The sequence below is a fragment of the Nitrospira sp. genome (assembly GCA_029194535.1).
Classification (GTDB): Bacteria; Nitrospirota; Nitrospiria; order Nitrospirales; family Nitrospiraceae; genus Nitrospira_C.
On record JARFXR010000002.1, the window covers coordinates 578488 to 602032 of the forward strand.

At 59.5% G+C, this 23545-nt stretch carries 20 protein-coding genes; 8 read left to right on the forward strand and 12 right to left on the reverse strand.

Features of this window, described 5'->3' with window-relative positions:
* Positions 1 to 173: 173 nt before the first annotated feature.
* The 4 genes from P0111_14255 to P0111_14270 all read right to left on the reverse strand — a co-directional run bounded on the left by P0111_14255 (position 174) and on the right by P0111_14270 (position 3296).
* Positions 174 to 1088, reverse strand: a complete 915-nt coding sequence (locus tag P0111_14255) for a heme-binding protein (protein ID MDF0645189.1) — start codon at positions 1086 to 1088, stop codon at positions 174 to 176.
* A 235-nt stretch (positions 1089 to 1323) separates the two neighbouring features.
* Positions 1324 to 1818, reverse strand: a complete 495-nt coding sequence (locus P0111_14260; GenBank protein MDF0645190.1) for a heme-binding protein — start codon at positions 1816 to 1818, stop codon at positions 1324 to 1326.
* Positions 1819 to 1888: 70 nt separating this feature from the next.
* Positions 1889 to 2368 (reverse strand): hypothetical protein, encoded by a 480-nt coding sequence (locus tag P0111_14265; GenBank protein ID MDF0645191.1) that lies wholly within the window; start codon positions 2366 to 2368, stop codon positions 1889 to 1891.
* A gap of 136 nt (positions 2369 to 2504) precedes the next feature.
* Entirely contained in the window at positions 2505 to 3296 is a 792-nt protein-coding gene (locus tag P0111_14270; protein MDF0645192.1) for an aquaporin, read from the reverse strand.
* Positions 3297 to 3501: 205 nt separating this feature from the next.
* Here P0111_14270 and P0111_14275 point away from each other — a divergent pair, with 205 nt between their 5' ends.
* From P0111_14275 to sigZ, 6 genes are all read left to right on the forward strand, one after another.
* Positions 3502 to 5808 carry an ATP-binding protein gene (locus tag P0111_14275; GenBank protein MDF0645193.1) on the forward strand — a complete coding sequence of 769 codons (2307 nt, stop codon included), beginning with the start codon at positions 3502 to 3504 and terminating at the stop codon, positions 5806 to 5808.
* Complete coding sequence (locus P0111_14280) at positions 5783 to 6424, forward strand: response regulator transcription factor (protein MDF0645194.1); 642 nt, start codon at positions 5783 to 5785, stop codon at positions 6422 to 6424. The genes P0111_14275 and P0111_14280 overlap by 26 nt, the downstream gene beginning before the upstream one ends.
* A gap of 153 nt (positions 6425 to 6577) precedes the next feature.
* Entirely contained in the window at positions 6578 to 6922 is a 345-nt protein-coding gene (locus P0111_14285; protein ID MDF0645195.1) for a hypothetical protein, read from the forward strand.
* A 75-nt stretch (positions 6923 to 6997) separates the two neighbouring features.
* Positions 6998 to 7366: a hypothetical protein gene (locus P0111_14290; GenBank protein MDF0645196.1), complete on the forward strand. Its 369-nt coding sequence runs from the start codon at positions 6998 to 7000 to the stop codon at positions 7364 to 7366.
* Positions 7367 to 7831: 465 nt separating this feature from the next.
* A complete protein-coding gene (locus P0111_14295) occupies positions 7832 to 8308 on the forward strand; it encodes an ArsI/CadI family heavy metal resistance metalloenzyme (GenBank protein ID MDF0645197.1) in 477 nt (158 codons plus the stop codon).
* Between the two features lie 53 nt (positions 8309 to 8361).
* The gene (gene sigZ / locus P0111_14300; protein ID MDF0645198.1) at positions 8362 to 8937 is read left to right on the forward strand and encodes an RNA polymerase sigma factor SigZ; all 576 of its coding nucleotides are present in this window, start codon (positions 8362 to 8364) and stop codon (positions 8935 to 8937) included.
* Positions 8938 to 9061: 124 nt separating this feature from the next.
* Here the strand turns inward: sigZ and P0111_14305 are convergent, their stop codons facing one another.
* From P0111_14305 to P0111_14340, 8 genes are all read right to left on the reverse strand, one after another.
* Complete coding sequence (locus P0111_14305) at positions 9062 to 9388, reverse strand: YnfA family protein (GenBank protein ID MDF0645199.1); 327 nt, start codon at positions 9386 to 9388, stop codon at positions 9062 to 9064.
* A 62-nt stretch (positions 9389 to 9450) separates the two neighbouring features.
* A complete protein-coding gene (locus P0111_14310) occupies positions 9451 to 12519 on the reverse strand; it encodes a CusA/CzcA family heavy metal efflux RND transporter (GenBank protein MDF0645200.1) in 3069 nt (1022 codons plus the stop codon).
* A gap of 1 nt (position 12520) precedes the next feature.
* The gene (locus tag P0111_14315) at positions 12521 to 13699 is read right to left on the reverse strand and encodes an efflux RND transporter periplasmic adaptor subunit (GenBank protein ID MDF0645201.1); all 1179 of its coding nucleotides are present in this window, start codon (positions 13697 to 13699) and stop codon (positions 12521 to 12523) included.
* 40 nt (positions 13700 to 13739) lie between these two features.
* Positions 13740 to 14999 (reverse strand): TolC family protein, encoded by a 1260-nt coding sequence (locus P0111_14320; GenBank protein MDF0645202.1) that lies wholly within the window; start codon positions 14997 to 14999, stop codon positions 13740 to 13742.
* Positions 15000 to 15307: 308 nt separating this feature from the next.
* Positions 15308 to 15790, reverse strand: a complete 483-nt coding sequence (locus tag P0111_14325; GenBank protein MDF0645203.1) for a hypothetical protein — start codon at positions 15788 to 15790, stop codon at positions 15308 to 15310.
* A 141-nt stretch (positions 15791 to 15931) separates the two neighbouring features.
* On the reverse strand, positions 15932 to 18235 hold the full coding sequence (locus tag P0111_14330) for a M6 family metalloprotease domain-containing protein (protein MDF0645204.1): 2304 nt from the start codon (positions 18233 to 18235) through the stop codon (positions 15932 to 15934).
* Between the two features lie 166 nt (positions 18236 to 18401).
* Complete coding sequence (locus P0111_14335) at positions 18402 to 20108, reverse strand: amidohydrolase family protein (GenBank protein ID MDF0645205.1); 1707 nt, start codon at positions 20106 to 20108, stop codon at positions 18402 to 18404.
* Complete coding sequence (locus tag P0111_14340) at positions 20105 to 20926, reverse strand: uracil-DNA glycosylase family protein (protein ID MDF0645206.1); 822 nt, start codon at positions 20924 to 20926, stop codon at positions 20105 to 20107. The genes P0111_14335 and P0111_14340 overlap by 4 nt, the downstream gene beginning before the upstream one ends.
* A 627-nt stretch (positions 20927 to 21553) precedes the next feature.
* Here P0111_14340 and P0111_14345 point away from each other — a divergent pair.
* Both P0111_14345 and P0111_14350 read left to right on the forward strand, forming a co-directional pair.
* Positions 21554 to 21907, forward strand: a complete 354-nt coding sequence (locus tag P0111_14345; GenBank protein MDF0645207.1) for a hypothetical protein — start codon at positions 21554 to 21556, stop codon at positions 21905 to 21907.
* A 47-nt stretch (positions 21908 to 21954) separates the two neighbouring features.
* Positions 21955 to 23499, forward strand: a complete 1545-nt coding sequence (locus P0111_14350) for an FAD-binding protein (protein MDF0645208.1) — start codon at positions 21955 to 21957, stop codon at positions 23497 to 23499.
* The last annotated feature ends 46 nt before the right edge of the window (positions 23500 to 23545 follow it).

Genomic DNA, 23545 nt, shown 5'->3' on the forward strand with positions numbered 1-23545 from the left:
CGTTCGATGATTCTCCTCCCTTGTCTTTCGCTGTCATTCCGGGCTTGACCCGAATCCAGTCTGTCAGAGCTGGATTCCCGCTTTCGCGGGAATGACGAAGAGGGGCGCGAGAATGACGGCCTTGGAGTGTGAGACGCACGGCACCCATTGCGTGCGCTTTCTCGGGTCACGCCTCACCGCACCTTCACGACGTAATAATCAAACGGCGGCTCCACTTCCTTGAACCAATGCGGCACGCCGTTCGGAATAATCACCACGTCGCCCGGGACAAGCTTCCTTGTCTCCCCACCGCTGACCGTCGTCGCGCGGAATTCATGCGGCGCGATCGCTTTCGTGCCCGCCGGTGTGCCGCCGGTGATCAACGTGGCCGAGCCCTTCAGGACGTAGACGATATCGGTGTCGTACTCGTGAATTTCAACGACGCCGGCCTTGTCGCGATGACTGGCGTGCACCATGTAGTTTCGCGAGGTATGCATGATGTTCTCGTCTTCGCCGACGAGGACTGCGCCCTTGGCGAACGAGGCGGCCACCTTCCGGCTCTCGATATAGGTGACGGGCAGCGGGGTATTGCCGTTCGTCATGCCGGCCATCTCCATGCTGTCGAGCGACTTGGCGCCGACGATGGCCAGCTCTTCATCTTGCTGAGCGCTGGATGCGCCGCTGACGCCGATCGCGCCGACCACCTTTCCTTCCCATTCGAGCGGGATCCCGCCTTGCAAAGGGGTGAAGTGTTGGAGATCGCCGCCGAGCGCGACCATCGAGGTGCGCCCGCTCTTGATCGCTTCTTCAAAGACCTTTGTCGGCTTCTTGAACAACGCGGATGTGCGTGCCTTACCGATCGCGATGTTGGCGCTGGCGGCGAAGGTCTGGTCCAATCGTTCAAGTGCCAGGAGGTTGCCTCCCTCGTCGACGACCGCGATGGAACCGCCTGGAGCGTTCACGCGCTTCGCTTCTGCGATTGTCGCCGCAATGACTTTCTTGGCTCCCTCCAAGGTAAGCCCTTGCTTATCCGAGACTGAGCCGGCGTAGCTGGTCGAGGTCAACATCGTGAACATGATTCCTATCCCGATGGTCGTGAGGCATTGCATGGTGATTCTCCCTCCCCTTCTCTGATCGGGCCGTCAGCCCTCAGCAGTCAACTCTCGGCTCCGAATCTGGTCCCTGAGCTGAAAGCTCGGCACTGAAAGCTGTCAGCTCGTATGGCGTCCCACAGAGTGTGCTCATACTCCGTTCACCCTGAGCCCGTCGAAGGGCACCTACTTGCAATGAGTTCCGCTCATGGTTCGACTGATCTCACCACGAACGAATTTCCGGGACAGCACATTACTGTTTTGTAAACGACGCCGCCACGGCGGCCCCAGCCAAGGCGATATCCTCATCCACTTGCGGCGTCTCGCCGCTGACGCCGATCGCGCCGATGACCCTCCCCTTCACGGTGATCGGCACGCCGCCTTGCAAGGCGACCGCACCGTGGAGCGCCAGGGCCGACACGCGTCCGTTCTTTACTTGGTCCTCGAATACTTTGCTGGGGCGCCGATAGATCGCCGCGGTTCTCGCCTTGTCGATGCCGACGTTCACGCTGGCAACCTGCGTATCATCCAGCCGCTCCAACAGGAGAAGGCTGCCGCCGTCATCGACGACGGCAATCACGACCCGCGCGCCCTCGGCCTTCGCCTTGGCCTCCGCCGCTGCCGCGATGGTCTTCGCGCCGTCCAACGTGAGCGAGCTCTTCTCGACCAGTTGTGCCTGTTGTGATTGGGCCGTCGTCGCACCTACCGATAGCCCGATGGTCATTACCGCAAGCGAGAGGATTCTCATCGTTCACTCCTTTGTTCCGGCAAGCCGGAGAGATGCCGCGCACCTCTCCGGTCTCTACCGGGCAGTTCCGTTACCGGCTCATCGCCATACCGTCAGCCTTCATGCCGCTGTCGGCCTTCATATCATTGCGCATCCGCTCGCCGGAAGCGGTTTGAATCGGCTTGGCAAACGGCGCTTCTCCCAGCAAAGTTTCTGCGTAGGCGCACCAGATCTGGACCTTGGCCACGTCATGGACATAGGACGGCAACGTGATGGTGCGGTTCTGCTTATCCCCTTTGATCGCAAGGCGATTCAGCAAATACACATTGCCTTTCGTATCGACCACCTGCCAATGCGGCGCGGGCGTTTCGGGAATTTTGAAATCATCCGACCAGGTCAACGTGTCGCCGTTGCCTGACCGGCCGTGTGTGGCGGTGCCGCTGTTCGCCTTGACGCCTTCGAATTTCGCCGTGGTGTGCACTTCGGCGGCAGAGCCGTTCGACGCCGCGACTAATCCGGCAACGGCGACCCAAGACAGAAACCCCGTTGTGAATGCGCTCTTCGCCCTCATAACGTCCTCCTTGTGGTGTGAGTACCGTGCGGCGCTGATTCTCTTCAACCCCGCTTGCTCCCGCAGCTGCCCGTCTGTCGAGCAAGAGCTCGAGTCCTTACAGGATACCGGTGGACGGAGGTCTGTCTCGGTCCCCTCAGCTCGTGTAGCAGCAACGGAAAATGCACCGCTTGTCATTCTGATGGTGGAGTTTCGCGCAGAGGACGCGACGGACACCGTACAGGCGGACATAGCACTCCGCCGCGAGCAACATGCCGATGAGAGGAGCGGTCAGATAGATCCAAAAACCTGTCCACACGTGAGATGGAAGGGCGGAGGCAAACGAGCGAGCCGGATTCATGCTCATTCCAGATAACGGGGCCTCGATACTGATATACGCCGCGACCAGACAACCGGCAAGAACGCCGGTCCATGGATTGAGCGCGACGCGATTCGATGTGATGAGAATAACCAGCATCAGCACAAACGACATCACGACTTCAGCGGTAAATGCCGCGCCGCTTCCCGCTGATCCCGGCACCGTGACGGCATAGTTCACCGCCGGATGTTCGACCGCCATACCGATCACCGTTGCGCCGATGAGCAACCCCGCCAAACCTCCACCGAACTGGGCGACCATGTAGCACGCCGTATCGACTCCTTGGATTTTCCCCAAACGAAAGAACGTGACTGTCACCGCCGGATTCAAATGAGCGCCGGATCGTTTGCCCCACGACGAATAGATGAGGGCGATCGCGGTCATCCCCATAGCCAATCCGATCACGACCCGTCTGATGGTCTGATTGGGAAACAATTCGTGAAAAGGCGAGAGCGGATATTCGAGCAACGTGGTCACAAGCACAGCTGAGATCATGAAGAGACCGAGCCCCGCGGCTTCCATCAGATACTCGGGCCAATGTCTCCGCATGGTATCAACGACGATTTGCATAGCTCTGCTCACCCTTCGTCGGACTCAGTCGCACGAATCGCTCGCTTCTTACAGGGCGACATCTCTACTTACCCAATGACGCGACCGCAGCCATTCTCAGCAGGGGCATGGCGAAGCAGGCGCACTTGACAATCCCCCCTGAGAGGGCGTTGGATGGAGGGCTGACGCGTGGCTTCTGGCTCCGATGCTCGCCCTCTCGTGCCGTATGAGGAAGCGAGTCAGCCTCCAACGCCTGGTCACCCTCTGGGTCCTTTCTATAGGCCTGCTCACCGGAGCCTTCGGCCTGCTATACGCCTACTGGCACGCCAAGCATTCGCTGCGGAGCACCATCGGTCTTACCTTTCTGGAACTGGCTCATCAAAGCGCGGACAAGGTCGGGCTCATTCTGGAAAAAGAAGTGGAATGGGTCGAACGCCTGGCCTCGACGACGGACGTCGTGGACGCTGTCACGTCTGGGACGGGAGTGGCCTTCGATCGGCCCGCATTCCAGCGCTGGCGTGAGAGTCAACTACGCTACTTTCGTTCGATGGTCATCTTGGACCGTCAGGGCCGCTCGGTGGGCGGAGTCATCAGCGATGTTACCAGGGCACACTATAACCAACAGCTCTGGTGGCCCGTCGTCTTTGAGCAACGACAAATCTGGGTGGGGGAACTGCGGTCGAACGAAGCGGGGTCCGGATACTGGGAAGTCGCCGTTCCGATCACGGATCGCCGTGGAGCCGTCATCGGCGCGATCAAAGTCGTGATCGAGAAAGACCAACTGTTCGCGTCCGTCTTTCGCAGCCGTATCGGCGAGACCGGACATGTCATGCTGTTGACGAGTCGAGGTCTTGTCCTCGCCTGTCCGATTCTTCCTTCCACTCAGCATCGCGTGGTTCAAGTCGAGGGAAGGGCGTTGTTCGATGCGGCCTACCCCATTTCCGACGCGCGATGGCTGGAGACGCAGGACGACGGACATGGAAAAGCGGGCGGCATCGTCGGCGTCGCGCCGGTCGTCCTCCGTTCCGATATCGCGCAGGCCGGCAAGTGGTTCATTCTTGTTCGCCAGGATCCGGATGAAACCTATGCGCCGTTGACCGTCTTGATGCGCAGGCTGGCCGCCTTCGGGGTCCTCGCTGTAGGGATCGTGGCATTCCTCCGGTGGCGTTTGGCGTTGCGAATCGTGCAGCCGATCCGAGCATTGGTCCGTCGGATGAAGCAGTTCGGAGAGATTGCGCCTCCCACGATGCCGGCGCCGATGGAACAAGTCGGCATCGTCGAACTGGACGACCTCGCCGCGAGTTTCGACGACCTGGCCAGACGGCTTGCCGGAACCGCCGGCGAACGCGAACAATACGTGACACAGCTCGAACGGGCCAATCGAGAACTGGCGACATCCGAAGAGCACTATCGCATGTTGTGGAATCATTCTCTCCACATTCGATTGCTGGTCGATGCCGACGGGCAGATTCGGGATCTCAACCGGCGAGGGGAAATTAAATTGTGGCGCCCCGCCGCCGATGTCGTCGGCACCCCGGTGCTGTCATTGTTCGCCGAACCGGAACGCCCGCGGCTCCGCCGATTGCTGGCCGACACGTTCGCCGCAGGCAGAGAATCCGTGGCCGGTGAAGTGATCGTGCCGGCGCCGACCGGGGATCTCTATATCATGGACGTCGATCTCGTCCCCCTCGAAAAGGGCGGCGCGGTCGAAGCGGTCATGGTCCAATTGACCGATCTGACCGAGAAGAAGCAGCTTCAGGAGCAGCTACTCCGGTCGGAGCGGTTGGCCTCGTTGAGCCACTTCGCTTCGATGTTCGCGCACGACATCCGTAACCCCCTCGCAGGGATCAAGAAAACATTGGAACTGCTCTCGGATGGGCAGACCGTGACCCTCGACAGGCCCCGGCGGTGGTGCGACGACATGCGCTTCACGGTCGACTTGCTGCTGGGCATGATCAATGACATGCTCGACGTCTACCAAGACAGCTATTCAGGACTTCCGCTACTGACCTCCGCCGTCTCGCTCAAGGCACTGGCGGACGAAGCCTTGCGACCATTCCGGATGGAAGCAGAGTCAAAGGGCATTCGATTCCTCGTCGATCTCGAGCCGGAAGAGATCCGGGTAAGCGTAGACGGCCGGCGCCTGTTGCGCGTCCTCATCAACCTCGTCCACAACGCCGTGAAGTTCTCGCCGGCGGGTGGGACGATCGCCGTGCAGATCCGCGGCGAGCATCACGGCAGCCGGCGTCCGGGCGCGTGCGCCGGCTCATCGCACGTGACGATCCGGGTGATGGACGAAGGGCCGGGAGTCGCCGAGGAGGATCTGCCCCACCTGTTCGACTTGTTCTTCAAGAAGAAGGAGGCGGGCGACATCAGGACCGGACGCGGGCTGGGACTCCACTTTTGCCGGCTGGTCATGGAAGCCCACGGCGGCGGCATCAGCGCGGACAACCGTCGCGGCGGCGGCGCCGTCTTTTCCTTGGTGTTACCGGTGAAGCAGGACATCTATGCCGGTCACGCTGCTGATCGCTGAAGATCAACGTCTGTTCAGGCAAAGCCTGCGGCTGTTGCTGGAACGGGAACGCGATCTCCGGGTGGTGGGAGAAGCCACCGACGGGCGGGAGGCGTTCGAGCAGGCTATGAAGCTCAGACCGGAGATGATCCTCATGGACGTGGATATGCCGCGGCTCGACGGAGTGACCGCGACGCGCCTGATCCGAGGCTGCCTGCCCGACACCAACGTGCTGATGCTCTCGGTCCATGACGAAGACGCCAGAATCGTGGCCGCGGTTCAGGCCGGCGCCTGCGGCTACATCCTCAAGGACGCCGACCACGCCGAGTTCTTGCGGATCATCCGCGCGACGCACCGCGGCGAACATCTCCACTTGCCGTTCATGCCGGACCGCTTCGCGCACCGGGCGGTCTCCGCATTGCAAGGGTCCGGGACCCCGCCGCCGGGCCTCGTCCACCTCACCGAACGAGAACGGGAAATTCTCGCGCACGCCGCCTCCGGACAAGGCAACAAGGAGATCGCCGACCGTCTGGGCCTGTCGCTCGATACGGTCAAGACTCACCTCCATCACATCTATCAAAAGCTTCACGTCACCGGCCGGGTCGAAGCCATTCTCTCCTATCTGAGAGCCTGCTAGCCGCTCATCACCGCGGGCGGACACCGGAATCACCCGATCGGTGTAGATGAAATCCACCCTTCAGGCGATGGTCTGCCGTCCGACCGCTTCGTAGAATCAGGCGGATCGAGGGACGGCGCATCACGGCGCAGGACTCTTCACGAAGGAGGTCGCGTGATGAAACGGGACAATCTTATAGGCTATGCGATGCTGGTGATGGGGTTTGCCGCCATGGCTGTCGTGTTGATCGGTCTCTCCGCCCTCGCGGCGGATGAACCGATGGAGAAAGCCATCGGCCCGGCGATGGACTCCGGGAACTCCGCGCCGGACCACGGGTTGTCGATGCAGCGCATCGACCCGAAGACCGGCGAGTTGACGGAGGAGATGGAGAGGCCGATGGGCGTGCCGGACGCCGGCGCCCAAGCGGGACCGGCGGACTCGAAGGCCTTTACCGGACCGACCAGGAACGAGATCAGCTTCGCGAACTGCACGGAAGGCAATGACTGCGTGTCATTCTAGCCAACCCGCCGGCCTGCGGGCCGGCAACGGACGGTGCGGCCTATTCGCAGCGACCGCACATCAAAGGAGAACGTCATGAAGATCCTGACGATAGTGAGCGCGCTGATCTGTTTCTGGCTCCTGCTCGCAACGGCAGGTCAAGCGGAAGTGTCGACGACCTGGATCGACGAGTTGACCAACTCCGTGAGCTTCTACAAGAGCAACTACCCGGCCTCCAACTGGGAGCCGTACCTCGGCAAACTCGCGGTCGTGAAGGACGCCCTAGGCCGCGGCGATCAAGCGATGGTGAGGAAGGAAATGGGGAGGTGGTTCAAGATGCTGCGGAACCACGAATACGGCATCCACGACGTGGCGGCCGATGAACTGTACAACTTCGCGCTGATCGTGACGCCGATTCAAGAATTCAACATCGCCGTCCCGACGGGCGGCGGAGGCGGATTCTAGACCGCATCTCAAGATTGCGTGACCTGACGCTTCCGGCCCATGTCACGGATCGCTGCAGATGGTAGTGGCATGCCTACTATCTGATGGGCACCCACTACCATCTCTCGCTCGCATTCGAGTCGTCTCAGAAAGCCGATCGATGGATCACTCGAAGCTTGAGGTCCGTTGCGACCTTTCGGCGATATTTGGCCGAACCGACCGATCGAGCTGCGAAATCTCATTTTCAAGCCCCGTCAGGGAAAAGCGATTGCCTTGTCAGAATTTGACGAGGTCGATGCGGTTCCTCTCATCGGTGCCGACCGCGGCCTAGATCGGTTTCCACGTCGAGGGGTCTGCGTGGGCCAGTCGCCGAAACGACACCCATCCGGCGGCAGATTGAGTTCCTGCATCCTTTAGGGGCGAGCTCCGTCTTTAGGGGTGACGGCAATGGAGCCTTCACGAGAACCCCAAAAGAAGGAGACCGCCATGAGACCACATCTGTCTCTCGATGTCCGCAATGTCCCCGTCTCGGTGGAGTTCTACCGGAAGGTGTTTGGCCTTGCCCCGCAGAAGCAGACGAGCGACTACGCGAAGTTTGACCTGACGCGTCCGGCCCTGAACCTCTCGCTCGTATCCTCGACCGGCCGAATCAGCTCCGTGAATCACTTGGGTATTGAGGTGGAATCGCCGGCAGAGATCGCCGCATGGAAGGACCGTCTCCAGCAAGAAGGCCTTATCGATCGAGTGGAGGACAACGTCGCCTGCTGTTTTGCCCGGCAGGACAAGGTCTGGTTCTCGGATCCCGACGGGAACGCGTGGGAGGTATTTACGGTGCATGAGCAGTTGTCGGTGACCGGGCCGGTCTCCAATACCGGATGCTGCGCGCCTTCCGGGAAGCGCCCCGCGAGCGGAACATGCGCCACACCGAACTCTGAGATCACCGCGCCGCCCGCCCTGCAGTAGGAAATTGATTGTACGGTGAGGCATACTGATGTCGGGCTCTGCGGGAGGGACTGATGGAGAACACCGCGGTTGAGATGTGGCAACTCATGCACAGCGCGCTTAGGGCATTCATCTACAAGCGCGTGCGTCATGAGGCTGAAACCGAAGACATCCTGCAAGAGGTCTTCTTACGCGTGCATCACAAACTCGGACAGTTGAAAGATCCCGACCGTGTCACCTCGTGGATCTATCAAATCACCCGGCACGTCATCATCGATTATTACCGTTCGCCGGAACGCCGTCGTGAAATCCCGGTCGGATTGACCACGGACCTCGAAAAGCAAGAGCCACAATCTGATGCTGAGATGGACTCAGATGCCAAGCGGGAACTGTCCGGCTGCCTTCGGCCGATGCTGGAACGCCTTTCAGCCGAGTACCGCGAGGCGATACGCCTGGTGGATCTTGAAGGGCTGACACAGAGCGAAGCAGCCACCCGCCTGGGGCTTTCGATTCCAGGCATGAAATCCCGCGTGCAGCGCGGGCGCAAACAATTGCGGCAACTGCTCGACGACTGTTGCGTGATCGAACTGGATAGTCGTCGAGGGGTGACCGACTTTGAACTCCGTCGGCCCGGCTCTTGTAGTAACTAGCTCACGAAGTGAGCATACAGGTGTTCATTCGCACAACCTCGCCCCACACGTGACCACGAAGCAGGATACTACGCGGCGTCGTACCAGATACGCTCCCTCCGGAGACCTAAGACTCGTAGCACGTTTAGCGCGGCATATACATGATCACGGCAACACCAACCAGGCAAATCAATCCACCGACGACGTCATAGACATCCGGGCCAATGTGGTCGATAGTCCAGCCCCACAGGATCGACAGCACGATAAACCAGCCGCCGTAGGCGGCATAGACGCGGCCAAAGTGCGCCGGTTGAAAGGTCGGGATCACGCCGTACAGGATAAGAACTGCGGCTCCCGCGACGGCATATCCCCACGGCCGACCCTCTCGAAGCCACAGCCACACCAGATAGCCGCCACCGATCTCACACAAGCCCGCAAGCACGAACAGTCCGAAAGAAACAGGAATCGACATGAGAAACTCCCTTCGGTAGACAATCGCGGTAGAGCCTGTGCCCGCTCACGTTCGTGCGCTGGCTAGCCGCGACGACCCATTTTGGCATACAGAGCCGGGATCACAAGCAAGGTTAATGCGGTCGAAGTGATGAGCCCGCCGATCACCACGGTGGCCAGGGGCCGCTGCACTTCAGCCCCCATCGTCGTCGCCATCGCCATGGGTACAAAGCCCAGGCTGGCGACGAGCGCCGTCATGAGGACGGGACGCAGTCGGTCGAGCGAGCCTTCGATCACCGCTTCTTCAGTCGAACGACCGTCAGTCTCGAGTTGGCCGATATGACTGATCAGGACGACGCCGTTCAACACCGCGATCCCGAAGAGCGCGATGAAGCCGATAGCCGCGGAGATGCTCAAAGGCAAACCTCGCACCCAGAGCGCCAGCACGCCGCCGGACAATGCCAGCGGCACGTTCAAGAAAATCAACAGCGCAGGTCGCATGGCGCCGAAAATCACTGAAAGCACGCTGAGAATCAGCACCAGCGTAATCGGAACCACGACGGCCAATCGTCGCGACGCGTCCTGCAGATGCTCGAACTGCCCGCCCCAAACCAGATAGTACCCGGTCGGGAGAGCAACCCGTTCGGCCACTATGCGTCGTGCCTCAGCGACAAAGCCGCCGAGATCCCTGCCTCTGATATTGGCTTCCACCATGATCCGGCGCTGCACGTCCTGCCGGCTGACTTGAGCCGGTCCGCTGTCTACGATGATCTCGGCGACCCGAGACAACGGGACGAGTTCGCCTTCCGGAGTGGGCAACAATACGGCCCCGATGCTTTTCGGATCGATCGTCGCTCCTGCGCGGAGCCGGACCACCAGCTCGAATCGCCGCACCCCTTGAATGACCGTACCGACGACCCGTCCGGCGCGCGTGGTCTCGACGACGGCCAAGACATCATCGGCCGTGAATCCGTATCGCGCGATTTGGTCCCGATCGACGACGACCCGAAGCATCGGCAACCCGGCAATCTGCTCGACCTTCACGTCGGCAGCGCCGGCAACCGCCTCAATCGCCCGCCCCGTCGCTTCCGCCGTTTCTTTGAGCCGATCCAAATCGTCGCCGAAAATCTTGACGGCCAGATCCGACCGCGAACCGGCGATCAATTCGTTGAACCGCATTTCGATCGGCTGCGTGAAGCCGAGACCGACTCCGGGCACATGCTGCTCGATGGCCGATTTGAACTTCTCGATCAACGCTTCTCTCGTCCTGGCGCTCGACCATTCGTCGCGTGGCTTGAGAATCACGAACACGTCGGACAGTTCGATGCCCATCACGTCCGTGGCAATTTCAGGACTTCCGGTCCGGGTCACGACCGTGACGACTTCGGGGAACCGCCTGAGCACTTTCTCGATCTGAAGGGACGTCGCGACCGATTCGCTCAGCGAGACACTCGGCAACCGCCAGACCTGTATGGCGAGATCTCCTTCATCAAGACGAGGCACGAATTCCACCCCAAGAGTCCAGCCGATGACAAGACTCACGACAAAGAACACCGCAGCAGGGAGCACCACCCATCGTGGACGGTTGATTGCCCAGCGAAGAGCGGAACCGTACGTGAGCCGGAACATCTGCGTCACGCGAGGCTCCCGTTCTGCGGCGGTGGAGGCGACACACCATGTGGCGAGAACGGGAGTGACGGCGACGGCAATGATCAGCGAACCCATCAGCGCGAGAATCACGGTCAGGGCCATGGGTCGGAACAGTTTCCCTTCGATGCCCGTCAGCGTCAGAATCGGCAGATATACGAGAATGATGATCCCGACCGCAAAGGTCACCGGCCGCAGCACTTCGGTTGCCGCGGAGTGGATCTCCGACGTCCGTTGTTCCGACGTTGCTGCCTGAACCTTGGAGAGCCGCCGGAGGATATTGTCGATCATGACCACCGACCCGTCCACCAGCAGCCCAAAGTCGACCGCCCCCAAACTCATCAAATTGCCGGAGAGCCCGGCTTGAGCCATGCCGATAAAGGCGATCAACATCGAAAGCGGGATCGCGGCTGCGACGATCAGGCCGGCCCGGAGATTCCCCAAGAACAGAAACAACACGGCCACGACGAGCACGCCGCCTTCCAGCAGATTGTTGCGCACGGTCCTGATGACCTTCGACACGAATTGCGTCCGATCGTAATAGGGCTCGATCGTCACGCCGGCGGGCAGCGTCGCTTGAATATCGCGCACACGCGCTTTGACCCGTTGGACGACGCGATGGGCATTCTCGCCCGCCAACATTTGTACGAGTCCGATGACCGTCTCGCCTTCGCCATCGGCCGTGGCCGCGCCGATCCGGAGCGCCGGCGCCGCCTTGACTTCCCCAAGATCGCCGATTCGAATCGGCACGCCTCCTGCGCCATGGTCCACGATGATCTTCGCTATGCTCTCCGGATTCGTCGCCAGCGCCTCTCCACGAATCAGCACTTGCTCCCGCAAGTGCTCTATGTAGCCTCCGCCTGCAATGGCGTTGTTTCGGTGCAGCGCATCGAACACGGTGGGAAGGGCCAATTTATACGAGAGCAACTTGACCGGATCGACGATCACCTGGTACTGCTGCGTTTCACCGCCCCAAATATTCACTTCCACGACGCCCGGCACGGCCCGCAGCCGCATGCCGATGTCCCACTCGAGCATCGTGCGCAATTCCATCGCACCGAGCTGTCGGCTCTTCAAGGTGAACATGTACACTTCTCCGAGGCCTGTCGTGAGCGGCCCCAGCATGGGACGTCCATATTCCGGCGGAATACGTTCAAGCGCACGGGTCAATCGTTCGCTGACCAACTGCCTTGCACGATAAATGTCGACCTGATCATCAAAGATCGCCGTGACGGCAGACAGGCCGTACCGTGAGATCGAACGTAACTCCTGCAACCCCGGCAAGCCGCTCAAGGCCGCTTCAATGGGAAACGTGACCAGTTGTTCCACTTCGACGGGCCCGAGAGCCGGAGCTCGGGTCAAGACCTGGACTTGCACAGGCGTCAAATCGGGAACGGCATCGATCGGCAACGTACGAAGCGACCAGAGACCGCCGGCGATCGTCAACAGGATGGCGACGAGGGTAAAGAAGCGATATCGGAGCGACAGGGTCAGGAGGGTCGCCATATCAGTTCGCCTCGCCGGATTCGATATGCTCTTTCAGCAGAACATTCTTGAGATCGAATACCCCGTCGGAGACGACCTCCTCGCCGCCCTGAAGGCCCTTCTTGACTTCGATCCACTGGTCGGCCTCGCGGCCGGTTTCGATCGTGGTGAAGGCAAACCCGTCGGGACGCCGGACGAACAGGCCCCGCGTCTTCTCCACCATCGTCAGCGCGGACGCCGGTACGGCGAGTGCGGGAGAGCCTTCCAGCGCAAATGACACCTCCACGAACTCATTCGGCTTGAGTCGTCCACCGCTGTTCGGCACGTCGAACCGGATTTTCACAGTCCGCGTTTTTTCGTCGGCCACCGGGGCAATATAGGCGAGCGCGGCGGTGATCGCTTCTCCGCCTTTCGGAACAATGGTGCCTTGATCGCCTTCCTTGAACTTCCGGGCGAGCTCGATGGGCAGGTTGGCGAAGACCCAGACCCGACTGGTATCGACCACTTGAAATAATTCGTTTCCCGGCGCCACCCCCTGGCCCCGGACGGCATTCTGCTCGACGATGGTGCCGCTGATCGGCGAGGTGAGAGTATACCGATGACTCTCTTCGTGCCGGCCCCGTTCCAATTCCGTCAGCTCCGCATTCGAGACTCCCATGTTGAGCAGTTTTTCTCGAATATGCTGGTAGCGGGCCTTCGTCTCGAGATAGCGCCCATTGTCTTCAACGAGTTTCCGTTCGGGCACGATATCCTCTGCGCGAAGCTTTTCAGTGCGGCGCAGATTGTTCTCAGCCACATCAGACTGGGCTTTCGACACCAGATATTCTTCGATCAATTGGTCGAGCTGCAGACTCCCAATGGCTGCCAACGCCTGCCCCTTCTTCACCCGGTCGCCCAACTGAACGTGGATCTGTTCAATCTGCCCTTCGATCCGCGACGTGATCTTGGCCACCTGCTTGAGGTCCAGCGCGACCTCTCCGGGCGCTGTGATGACCTCGGGCACCGCGCGCAAGGCCACGACGACGGTTTTCAGGCGCTCACGGACGGCTGCGGGCGGTTGAATAGTTCTCGCATGACCCGCTTCCTGGTTTGCCTGTACTTGAGGAGCAGGTGTTGGCGGCTCGCCTCCCCGATCACCGCACCCGGTCAGCAGGACCATCATGAGCAGGCTCGATCTGATGATTCTCGGTGGTTGTGTCATGGACGCTCTCCCGTCTCGCGAATCTGCCGTCGATATCGGGTCATAGCGGAGCTCCGAGATCGCGTTCCAAACGGACAAGCGCAATCGACAGATCCGCGCTCACCTGCGCGTATTCGTACAAGGTCTGCCGATACACCCGCTGTGCATCCAGCAGATCCAACAGGCTGGCCGCGCCCTGGCGAAAGCTGGTCCGGGCGATAGTGAGAATCTGTTCGGCTTGCTTGAGTAAGCCCGTTTCAAAGACTCGAAGCTGCTCTTGAGCCGTCCGGACGTCTTGACTGTGCTGGATCACGGCCTGCTCCAGCTCATTCTGCGCGCGCTGCCGCTCGGCGACCGCCCGATGTTTCGCGCCCAAGGCGGTCTCGATTTCTCCCTGGCGTCGATACCAGATCGGAATCGGAACCGCCAGGCCGGCAATAATCGACTGGTCTCCAGCCTCCCGGTGATAGGTCCCTAGCACATTGATGTTCGGGATGCGGGACTCTCGCTCGAACTCGACCGTCCGCTCGGCTTGCTCGGCCAGCTTTGATAAACGCCGGAGCGCCGGGTGGCGTTCAACTGCTTCAGTCACAAGTTGATCCACATTGAGCTCCTGCTTGAGGGGCTGGAAACCTCCTACGATGGAAAACTGTTTACCCAGCCCTCCGGCAGTCAGCGTATTCAGTCGCGACCTGGCAACCAGCAGACCATTGCGCGCTCTGGCCGCTTCCTTCTGGGCCTTTTGTAACTCGACACCGGCTTTCATGGTATCGAAGGACGTCGCCTCCCCTGCCGCCACTCGCAGTTTGGCAGTGCGCAAGACCTCTTCGACCGTTGCCACGTTCTGTGCCGCGAGTTCCGCATCCCGTTGCGCGAGCAGCAATTGGTAGAAGCCGACTTTGACATCGGTCAGCAGATTCAGCTTGGCCGCTTCCAGTCCGGCGCTTGCGCCTGCAACACCTGCATTCGCAGCCTCCTGTCGAGCCTGCCGCTTGGGCGACCATTCGATCGGCTGTCCGACCGTAATGGTATGTTCGATGATCGAGACGCCGGTACTGGGGTCGCGAATCGAACCTTTACCGGCACCGCCTTCGAGGATTGGATTGGGATAGGCTCCGGCGGCGATCTGCTGTCCACGGCTTTCCTTCATCGCCCCTTGCGCTTCAGCCAGCATCGGGCTGCGCCCGACCGCGAGAGCCATGATTTCTTCCAGCGAATAGGGATTGGAGCGAGCCTCATCCGCCCAGGCCGTAGGAGCGGATTGACTGAAACTCACCACCAGAGTTGCCAATACTATGGATATGGGTGCACGAAACCTCATCGGGGACCTCCCTTCCTGCGCACACCTTGGTCTCATGGCGAAACACGAGAGATCCACCCAAGGTGTCTGCGACAGCTGCGTACCGTGCGAAGGACTAGCAGGCTGTTGACAAAGCCCGCCAGCTGCGTTCTCGCCTCGCTCAGAGGCTCAACGTACGGCAAAGAGTACGCTTCGCCTCTTCCCTCGCTGCGGCCTTGCTGGACGGCCTTTCTGAACAGCCTGCAGGGCATGCTGCTGGCGTCTGTGACCGCAGATACGACTCCATTTCTGAAATCATCACGTCGTTCGTCAACACACTGCTAAGGGATTTAGATGAGGAAACTGGGCGGGGCGCGTGAAGGAATCTCGTGGATCACGCTCGGAATAGCAGGAGCCAACGCATCGGGCTGGTCTTCTCGCTCCTGCTGATGAGGATCGATGACGACGGCACAGGCGCCAGCTAGTACCGGCGCGAAAAACGGTTTGAACGCTTTCCTATCGTTCGAGTCATTCAAAAAAGAAAAGCCAAACTCGGGATGTCCCACGCCACTATGCGAGACGTGTGAGGACAGAGTCGTTCCCGGATGGGCAGCCTCACCGTTCGCACCGATCTGGTCGTGGCTGTCAGATTCGCAGTCCAGATCGTGAGACAGGACCGTGTGGACGGTCCCAGCATGGACGTGCGTCGCTTCTCCGTGGCGGTGATCCACGTCCGGATGCACGTGAAACAAGGGGACCGCCAACATCCAGGCGCAAGCCCACACGAGGATGGCCACGCGACACCATGCGACGCTGCGAGAGCTGATGGTCATAGGGGTTGAGCCTAACATAGTCCCCTCATTGCAGCAACGAACGCGACGGTCCAGTAGCAGGTCAGTTGCCATCAGCGGTCTGACGGATTCACCCGCATAGCAACTCAGCACCATGCTGACGCCGCTGAACGCGCGTTCAGGTCATGCCGGTTGAATCGTGACCTTCCACATATTGAGCTTGCCGATATCCTCCGCTGCTCGATCGGACACACGCAGGCGCCAATTGCCGGCGATCGGCTTGCCGACGAGACCTGCGAGCTCCGGCGTCGTCGCGCGGGTGTACGTCTTGAGGATATTCTTGGTTTGTCCTCCCGTCAGGTTGTGAAGCAGGACTTCCGTACCGGCAGGAGACACGAGACTGACCCGCAGATCTCCTATATAGGTGTGACCGATGTCGACTGCGACTTCGACATCGCCGGCGCTGCCCGACGCTGTTGCGACCAATGTGCGCTCGATGCCGGCCGGTTGATTGTCCGGGATGACCGTCCCTGGTGATTCCTGTAATACAATCGGCCCTGCGGTCGCAGTTCCAGAGGTGAACTCTAAGAACCACCGGTTGAGAGTACCCAGGTCTTTGGAAGCGAGGTCTCTGACCCGCAACGTCCACACACCTTGAGTGCTTCGACCTCGCCATCCCGCCAATGGAGGGAGCGTGCTCGGGTCATAGGTCATTTTCAGATCATCCGCACCACCGCCCTCGTTCTTCGGGTGCAAGACGATCGACGCCCCCCACGGGGCCAGCACAGTCACTTCGAGATCGCCACGGTAGGTGTGCGTGATCTCCACCCCCACCTTGAGATCTGCAATCGTGGCCACATCGTTCACCTGTATGGTGTCGGTGATACCGCTCGCTTGATTGTCGGGAATGCCGCGGTTCGGCGCCGACTCACGGCGTATGGTGCCGGTAGCCGGCGGGTCGCCGACATTGGAGAACATGCAGCGGAAACTCATCGTGGCATTGGTGGCTGAAATATTGTCGATGGCAAGGTACGATGCCGTGCCGTCCCACCACTTGCTGCTCGGGACCGTGTCGTCGGCAAAGCGAGCGGCGGCGCCGACATACAGGTCATTCACGTCTCCCATTTCAGTGCGCGAACGCTCGAGTTCGAATAGACCATCCGCCTGCTCCAAGGACAACTCATAGTGGCTAGTGGCGCTCATGTGCTCATTGCTGTTGTCACCCTGCTCGTCAATATGCCAAATCGCCAACCCCGCATCGGGCAGCGCACTGTCGCGCCCTGTTTTCGCCCGATTCTCGACGAGGAAGTACTCGTTATTGCCCTTCGCAAACATCGCGAACTCATTTTGCGCCACGTTCAGGCTGACCGTGACGCCATGCTCCAGATTGATGACCCTTCCAGCCCATCCCGAGAGGCGTTTGAGGTACGCACTGATGTTCACCGGATTTTTCGGATCGGCATGGCTGCCGGCACACATCAAGCAAAACATGCCCACACCGGCTGATTCATTTCCATAGTCGTAGAGATCTGGATAGTCGCACAGCATGTGGCCGTTCTCATGGCAAAACGTCCCCAGCACCAATTCATGGCCCATCGCGGTGAATTGATAGTCGAACGCCGACTTCCCAGGCATAAGCGGGACTTCCGTGCCCATCATCCACGCGTGAGGCCACAGCCCCTCGCTCCAGTTGTTGACCACAGGCCCCGCATAGAACACGTTCATCGCATAGACTTTGCCGGTCTCATCGACCGTCAGCGGGGAAAAGTCGAATCCATTGGCTTTCCAATGGGTGAGAGCCTCCCGAATCAACTCCCGCGCTCGGACCCCCATTTCGATCGCTGGATCCGTGTAGTAGGTCTTCGGGTGCTGTGCCCGATAATAGGGGGCGACCAGATTGGTATAGTTCAACTGCCCGAGGGAGTTGTCGACAAAGTAGTCGTGCACCGAGCCATTGTTGCCGAAGCCGTTGTAGCCGACCTGGTTACAGAATCGCTCGACTTCTTCACGCGCGATGGAAGCCGGCGCGTCGGAAAAATCGATCAGTAGGCAAAGCCCGACATAGTCGCCGACCGTCGTGCGTTGTGGGGGAGCGAACGCGGGACCTCCCCTGGCAACGATCGTACGCATCGCACGCATGAGATCTTTCCGCTCCCGACGCCGCTGATCGCAACGCCGGCCCCCGAAACGCCTGGCCCCTGCCATCCCCGCCTCTCTCGCGCTGGCTGCTTCAATGCGCACCCCTCGACCGACGCGGCTGCGGCCTTCGCCGGGGCTGGAACGGGCATCGCGCAGCGGTTCCAATCTGGTCCTATCCGCCGACAACTGGGCCACCTCCCAATAACCGGTCTGTGGATTTTTCGTGACCGTGTAGCCGTCCAAGGTCTCGAAGACCGCATAGTGCTGATCGCCCCACCCACGCACTTGCAGCGCCGTGCCGTCGGGCTGTGTGAAGCTGAACGTCTGGCCGATAAAGGACGTTGCCATGGTATCCTCCTGTCTATGACAATGGTGTAGCGAGACCCTCGCGCTCAATCGCTCGGGTGCATCATCTCGATCACAGATGCTCTCTCGGTTGATCCCGGCCCGATGTGTGAGTGACGACGGACATCATCTTCACCGCCTCAGTCTGTGTGGGGCCTGATCGATCATCCTATACGTACACACGCTTCAGACCGGCCTTGACATAGTCCGGGAGGTTCGGTTGCGCCTCAATACCCGTCAGGAACGCGGGATCGTCGGCAACCGTCAGTGGATCCAATGTCAGCGGCTCGACGACTTGTGAGAGCGCGGCAGCCGCGCGATCCAATCCTCGGAGGGCCCCGGTCAATTCCCTCTCACCACGCATGGGTAGCCGAGGACGGAGTTCAACGCCTGAATCCTCAAGCTCATCCAGTGCGAGCGTCCACTCTTGAGCCTCGGACATTCCCCTGACGATGCCGGACAATCTCGGCCGAGGACGATCCGGAGGTGCTTCCAATTCGGCGGCCAACTCCGGCAACTCTTGTAGCGCTTCTTGAAGCATGTCGGTCGCATCCTTCAGCGTCAGCGCCGTGACTGTGGGATCGGCGGTGTCCTGGCGCAGGAATACTGTCCTCTTACTCCTGCCGACTCGAATGCTTTCACCGGCGGCGCCCAATCGCTGCATGAGGCTGGGCAGGCCGTATCGCGCCACGCCGTTGATCATCACGAGCCGAACCGAGGTCTCCGTTGCCTCCAAGAGCTGCTCATACGGGTCGCCTGACTTGCCGGCAATCACCATAAGATCGGCGCGTTTGCCGGGCTCGAGCGATCCAAGAACCTGATCCCATTGTAAGATCGAAGCGGCCTGACGTGTCGCCATCGCCACAATGTCTCGATCGCTGAACACACCGGCCATCTCTTGGCTGACCAACCGGGCGACCTTGAGTTCTCCCAAGAGATTCTTGCTCCCCGAGGGTGCCCAGTCTGAGCCGATTCCGATCCGTACTCCGGCCTGCTTGGCCGCGCCGACATCGGCTGTTTGGCCGTACAAGAGCAGGTTACTCAAGGGCGACCACACCATCGCGCCTTGTCTGCTTCCGAGGACGTTGAAATCCTCCGACGACAATCCGGCACAATGGATTCCCGCCAGTTGCTTTCCGATCGCCCATTGATCGTCCGAAATCTGCAAGGCGAGAAAGTGCTTCCGAGCACGCTCGTCTATCCCTTCACTGAGATGCAGGAGAAAGCACGTCGCCTTCTCGAGCCGCCTCAAGAACCGGCTCGCGTCTTTGGCGTCAATGTCATCCACGCGGGCGTCAGCATTCGGCAAGGCAGCTTCGTTCGTCTGTTCGACGTTCCGCACGATCCCGCGGTAGTAGCGCCGGATCCCGGCATGACTGAACAATTGAATCCCCTGGCTTGTCGTCACGCCGCCGAACAAGCTTTTGCATTCCACATAGCGAACTAAGGCCGGCACCAATTCCGGAGTGTTTCCAATGATTTTCATCGGTCCGCTGATCAGTTTTCGATACAGGGCTGTTCCCGACCACTGATCGCGGTTGTAGTATTTCTTGGGCACTTGCCAAAGCTGAAGGGCATTGTACGCGAGGTGATTGTGCAGCTCGATCAGGCCCGGAAAGATCGTCCCACCGACATCTACAACAGTTACAGCCTCAAATCCGGCCGGACGAGGCGCTCGGGATTCCGTCACCGCGACAATATTGCTTCGATCGATGTAGACCGTTCCCTGGGGAATCACCCGGAACGCGTCATCCATCAGCACGAGGCGACCGCTCAGCGCAAGCTTCGGACCAGTCAATGGATCGATAGGATCAGCAGGCGGCGCCTGTGCGGGACCGACAGGTCTACGGCGCTTCTTGGAGTCCGGATTGCTCATAACTGCGGTGCAATCCCCTTAGGCACGGTGACCGTGATGTTACGCCGTTTGGCGTTGACATCCGCCCCCACGCGTCTGGCCCAGTTGTCTTGCTCCCGCATCCACGAAGGAAGTCCCGGCGGCAAATCCATTTCTGGAATCATGACTTTGTCCCCCGGCTGCCACGTCTCAGCATAGAGTTGGAGCGGTTTCACGCTGTCCGGATGGGTTATGGCCGGATGGAGGGTTTGCAGGGCGTCGTTCCATTTCTTCAGCATCGTCTTGGTCGCTGTGCGCAACTTGTCTTTGTCGCCTTTCGATGAGCTCTCCGGCTGGGTCGGATGTGTGATGGGCACGTAGGTGATCGAGTGGGCTTGTCCCTCGGGTGTGGCAGCCCATAGCTTCCAGGCCTCATCCGCCAAGGTCCCAAGCGCCACCACCGCTTCGATGTGTTGCCCGGCCATCAGCGCGTTCAGCCACCGATGGCGATACTCGATGAGCGCCGGCGTTTTCCTATTCTTTGCACTCACGCTTCCGTAAACGCTGTACAGGAACGTGTTGATCATGACGTAGCTTCTATCGATCCCCAATTTTGCCAACAATCCTTGAATTCGCTGTCCTGCTTCACCGACAAGGATTCGACGAACGATCGTTTCGTTTTGCGCCGGGTCCTGTCCGATCAGCAGGACCCTCGCGGATCCATCCAGCCTGCCCCGATGAAAGATAGGGCCCCACTCCAGACGAAAGTCATCTGCTGGGTACACGCTGTCGGCCGGATAGTTTTCACAGAGGGTTTTGAACGGCTCCTGACCATACCCAGGATCAAATTGACGTCCCATCGTATCCCCCTACCCTATCTCCCTGCGCTGCAACCAACTTTCCCCGACTTCGCGGAGACATCGTCATGAATCATGTCGGCTAGCAGCCTATTCCGACTGTGGTAGCAGTTTGCGTACCATCAGATTCATGAGTTTTGTAGAAACGCTTCCTGTCTGCGTAGGCTAGAATTACCAACTACTTTCTTGTTGATCGGGCAGCAGGCACTGTTTCAACGTAGGCGGCGTGGGTCAACCCGTGTGGATCAATATCGGTACAACCGATCAGCCCAAAATGATTCATCCTCGGCGATCGGCTGGCGATGACACTCGGCACTTCCACATATGGGGCAGGTCTCTCGCCCCTCCAGTCAGCGCCCACTATTCGACGGAATGGGCCAGCCCATAGAGTCGGCTGTGCCCGTGACACAAATAATTCCACCATTTATTTTCCCCCATACTTATTCTTACTTATGAAGACTTTCTGAATCGTAGAGTGGAGTCTCATCCGCACAGAGCCTAGAGACTAGGGGTTTCCCTAGTCCTTCTTCACTTCATTCCTTCGTAGGGCAGATTTTGTATTGCTTTTGTCGTAAGGGAGAGTGCTCGGATTCAGGACGATGCAACTCTTCCAAAAGAAAGGGACAGACAATGAAACACACCATCTCCGCCATTGGATTCCTGAGGCAGGCGTTTCCTGTTCTCCTTCTTGTGGCGGGCTTGGCTTCCGCCCAAGGCTGCGCCGACTATCACGTCACAGTCCCTGATTCGCACCCCAACGACATCAACTACAAAGGCAGGACCGTCTATGCATTGGCCTGGGGGAAGTGGTATGACCCACAGGTCTTGGAGGCCGATTGTGGGCGAGAAACCATCAACGATGTGGTCATCAAACGCAACTATCTCCATGACCTGGCCAGCGTGTTTACCTTTGGTATCTGGATGCCGATCGAGGTGAACTTTCGCTGCGCGTCGCAGCGTCCCCGTGATGGTGTTATCCGATAGGGAAGATCCCGGAGTCCACACACCTCCCAATTCGTAAGGAGAAGGTCATGGCGAAGAGAGCGAGTTTTCTTCAAAAGGGTTCTTGGATCAACCGCCACCAATCGTACGAACAGACCATCGAAGGATATTACAATTTCTCCCAATCGCCGGATGGCGACGAATTGGAGCTATACAACGGGGTCACCAAAGAACTGCAAGATATGATCGCCGAGGCCGTTCAGACCGGAACATCGTTGCGTGCGATGGGCAGTTCCTGGTCCTTGAGCAAAGTCGGAGTGACGGAGCACAGGCTCATCAACACCAAGAATCTCAGCCTCGCATTCAGACTGGCCGACCGCCATTTCTCCCCGGCCTATGCGGGCGATCCCACCAAGGTGCGGTTCGTGGAAGCCGGCAACGAGATCGTTCAGGTCAATCGCTATCTCTTCGACCAGGGATTGTCTCTCAAAGCCTCCGGATCGAACAACGGGCAGACATTGCCCGGCGTGATATCCACCGGCACACACGGGTCCGCGTTCAAGTTCGGAGCCACCCAGGACTTTGTCGTGGGCATCCATCTTATTACGGGACCCTCCAAGCATGTGTATTTGCAGCGCGCATCCTATCCCGTCGTGCAGCCCAGCTTTGCGGCAGCGCTGGGCGCAGAGTTGAAGAATGACGACACGTTGTTCAACGCGGCCTTGGTCAGCTTCGGCTCCTTTGGGATCATCCATGGACTGATGATCGAAGCGCGCGAGCGGTTCCTGCTGCACGCCTTCCGATCGTGGCATGCATTCGACGAACCAATCAAGAAAGCCATTACTTCCCTGGACTTCTCCGGGCTCCGGCCTTTTGAGGATTTGCACAATAAGCCGGCCTCCCAGCTCTATCACTTTCAAGTGCATTTCTTACCGAACGAAGGCACTCCACCGGACGAGGTATCCGTCACGGTGATGTTCGAGGAACCGTACACAGACGCCTATCAGCCGCCCAGCTGGGGCGCCGACAAGCCGGGGCCCGGGGCGTCAGGTCTGGAGGTCATGGGAGCGCTCCTCGGCGCCGTCCCCAATCCGCTGCAACCGTTCGTAAAGACTGTTCTGAATCCACAGGTAAGAAGTTTCCTCGATCCTTATGAAGTCAAAGGAACCTTTCTCGATCTCTTCCGCGGCGAGATCGTGAAAGGCAAGGTCTTTGTGTCGGCTTTGGGGCTTCCATTGTCGAGGGCGCTCGATGCGCTCGCTGTGCTGTTCAATATCTACAAAGATTTCGGGACCATTCTCCCGATGACCTATACCATGCGCTTTGTGAAAGGAACGCAGGCGCTCATCGGATTTACCAAGTTTGATCCGACCTGCGTGCTCGAAATGGACGGGCTCAACACTCCGAGGATGTGGGACTACGCGAGACAGGTCTGGAGCAAGCTGGAGCAAGAGGGCATTCCGTTTACGATGCACTGGGGCAAGTTCAATGACTTTCTGACAAGACCCCGTTTGCAGAACATGTATGGAACGAACCTCGACAAGTGGATACAGAGCCGCGAACAATTGCTGACTCCGGAGGTGAGACAAGTCTTTACCAATGAGTTCCTGAGAAAGGTCGGGCTTGCGACGTGAACCTCCTCGCCTGGTCGGCGTGAATGTGACCCTGGATGGAGAAAAG

Bases quoted from the DNA above. Each gene is read 5' to 3' on its own strand.
- P0111_14270 (MDF0645192.1), bottom strand. From the start codon at position 3,296: ATGCAAATCGTCGTTGATACCATGCGGAGACATTGGCCCGAGTATCTG.
- P0111_14310 (MDF0645200.1), bottom strand. From the start codon at position 12,519: ATGGCGACCCTCCTGACCCTGTCGCTCCGATATCGCTTCTTTACCCTC.
- P0111_14280 (MDF0645194.1), top strand. From the start codon at position 5,783: ATGCCGGTCACGCTGCTGATCGCTGAAGATCAACGTCTGTTCAGGCAA.
- P0111_14295 (MDF0645197.1), top strand. From the start codon at position 7,832: ATGAGACCACATCTGTCTCTCGATGTCCGCAATGTCCCCGTCTCGGTG.
- P0111_14265 (MDF0645191.1), bottom strand. From the start codon at position 2,368: ATGAGGGCGAAGAGCGCATTCACAACGGGGTTTCTGTCTTGGGTCGCC.
- P0111_14260 (MDF0645190.1), bottom strand. From the start codon at position 1,818: ATGAGAATCCTCTCGCTTGCGGTAATGACCATCGGGCTATCGGTAGGT.
- P0111_14275 (MDF0645193.1), top strand. From the start codon at position 3,502: ATGAGGAAGCGAGTCAGCCTCCAACGCCTGGTCACCCTCTGGGTCCTT.
- P0111_14290 (MDF0645196.1), top strand. From the start codon at position 6,998: ATGAAGATCCTGACGATAGTGAGCGCGCTGATCTGTTTCTGGCTCCTG.
- P0111_14345 (MDF0645207.1), top strand. From the start codon at position 21,554: ATGAAACACACCATCTCCGCCATTGGATTCCTGAGGCAGGCGTTTCCT.
- P0111_14315 (MDF0645201.1), bottom strand. From the start codon at position 13,699: ATGACACAACCACCGAGAATCATCAGATCGAGCCTGCTCATGATGGTC.
- P0111_14325 (MDF0645203.1), bottom strand. From the start codon at position 15,790: ATGACCATCAGCTCTCGCAGCGTCGCATGGTGTCGCGTGGCCATCCTC.
- P0111_14255 (MDF0645189.1), bottom strand. From the start codon at position 1,088: ATGCAATGCCTCACGACCATCGGGATAGGAATCATGTTCACGATGTTG.
- P0111_14335 (MDF0645205.1), bottom strand. From the start codon at position 20,108: ATGAGCAATCCGGACTCCAAGAAGCGCCGTAGACCTGTCGGTCCCGCA.
- P0111_14330 (MDF0645204.1), bottom strand. From the start codon at position 18,235: ATGGCAACGTCCTTTATCGGCCAGACGTTCAGCTTCACACAGCCCGAC.
- P0111_14320 (MDF0645202.1), bottom strand. From the start codon at position 14,999: ATGAGGTTTCGTGCACCCATATCCATAGTATTGGCAACTCTGGTGGTG.
- sigZ (MDF0645198.1), top strand. From the start codon at position 8,362: ATGGAGAACACCGCGGTTGAGATGTGGCAACTCATGCACAGCGCGCTT.
- P0111_14340 (MDF0645206.1), bottom strand. From the start codon at position 20,926: ATGGGACGTCAATTTGATCCTGGGTATGGTCAGGAGCCGTTCAAAACC.
- P0111_14305 (MDF0645199.1), bottom strand. From the start codon at position 9,388: ATGTCGATTCCTGTTTCTTTCGGACTGTTCGTGCTTGCGGGCTTGTGT.
- P0111_14350 (MDF0645208.1), top strand. From the start codon at position 21,955: ATGGCGAAGAGAGCGAGTTTTCTTCAAAAGGGTTCTTGGATCAACCGC.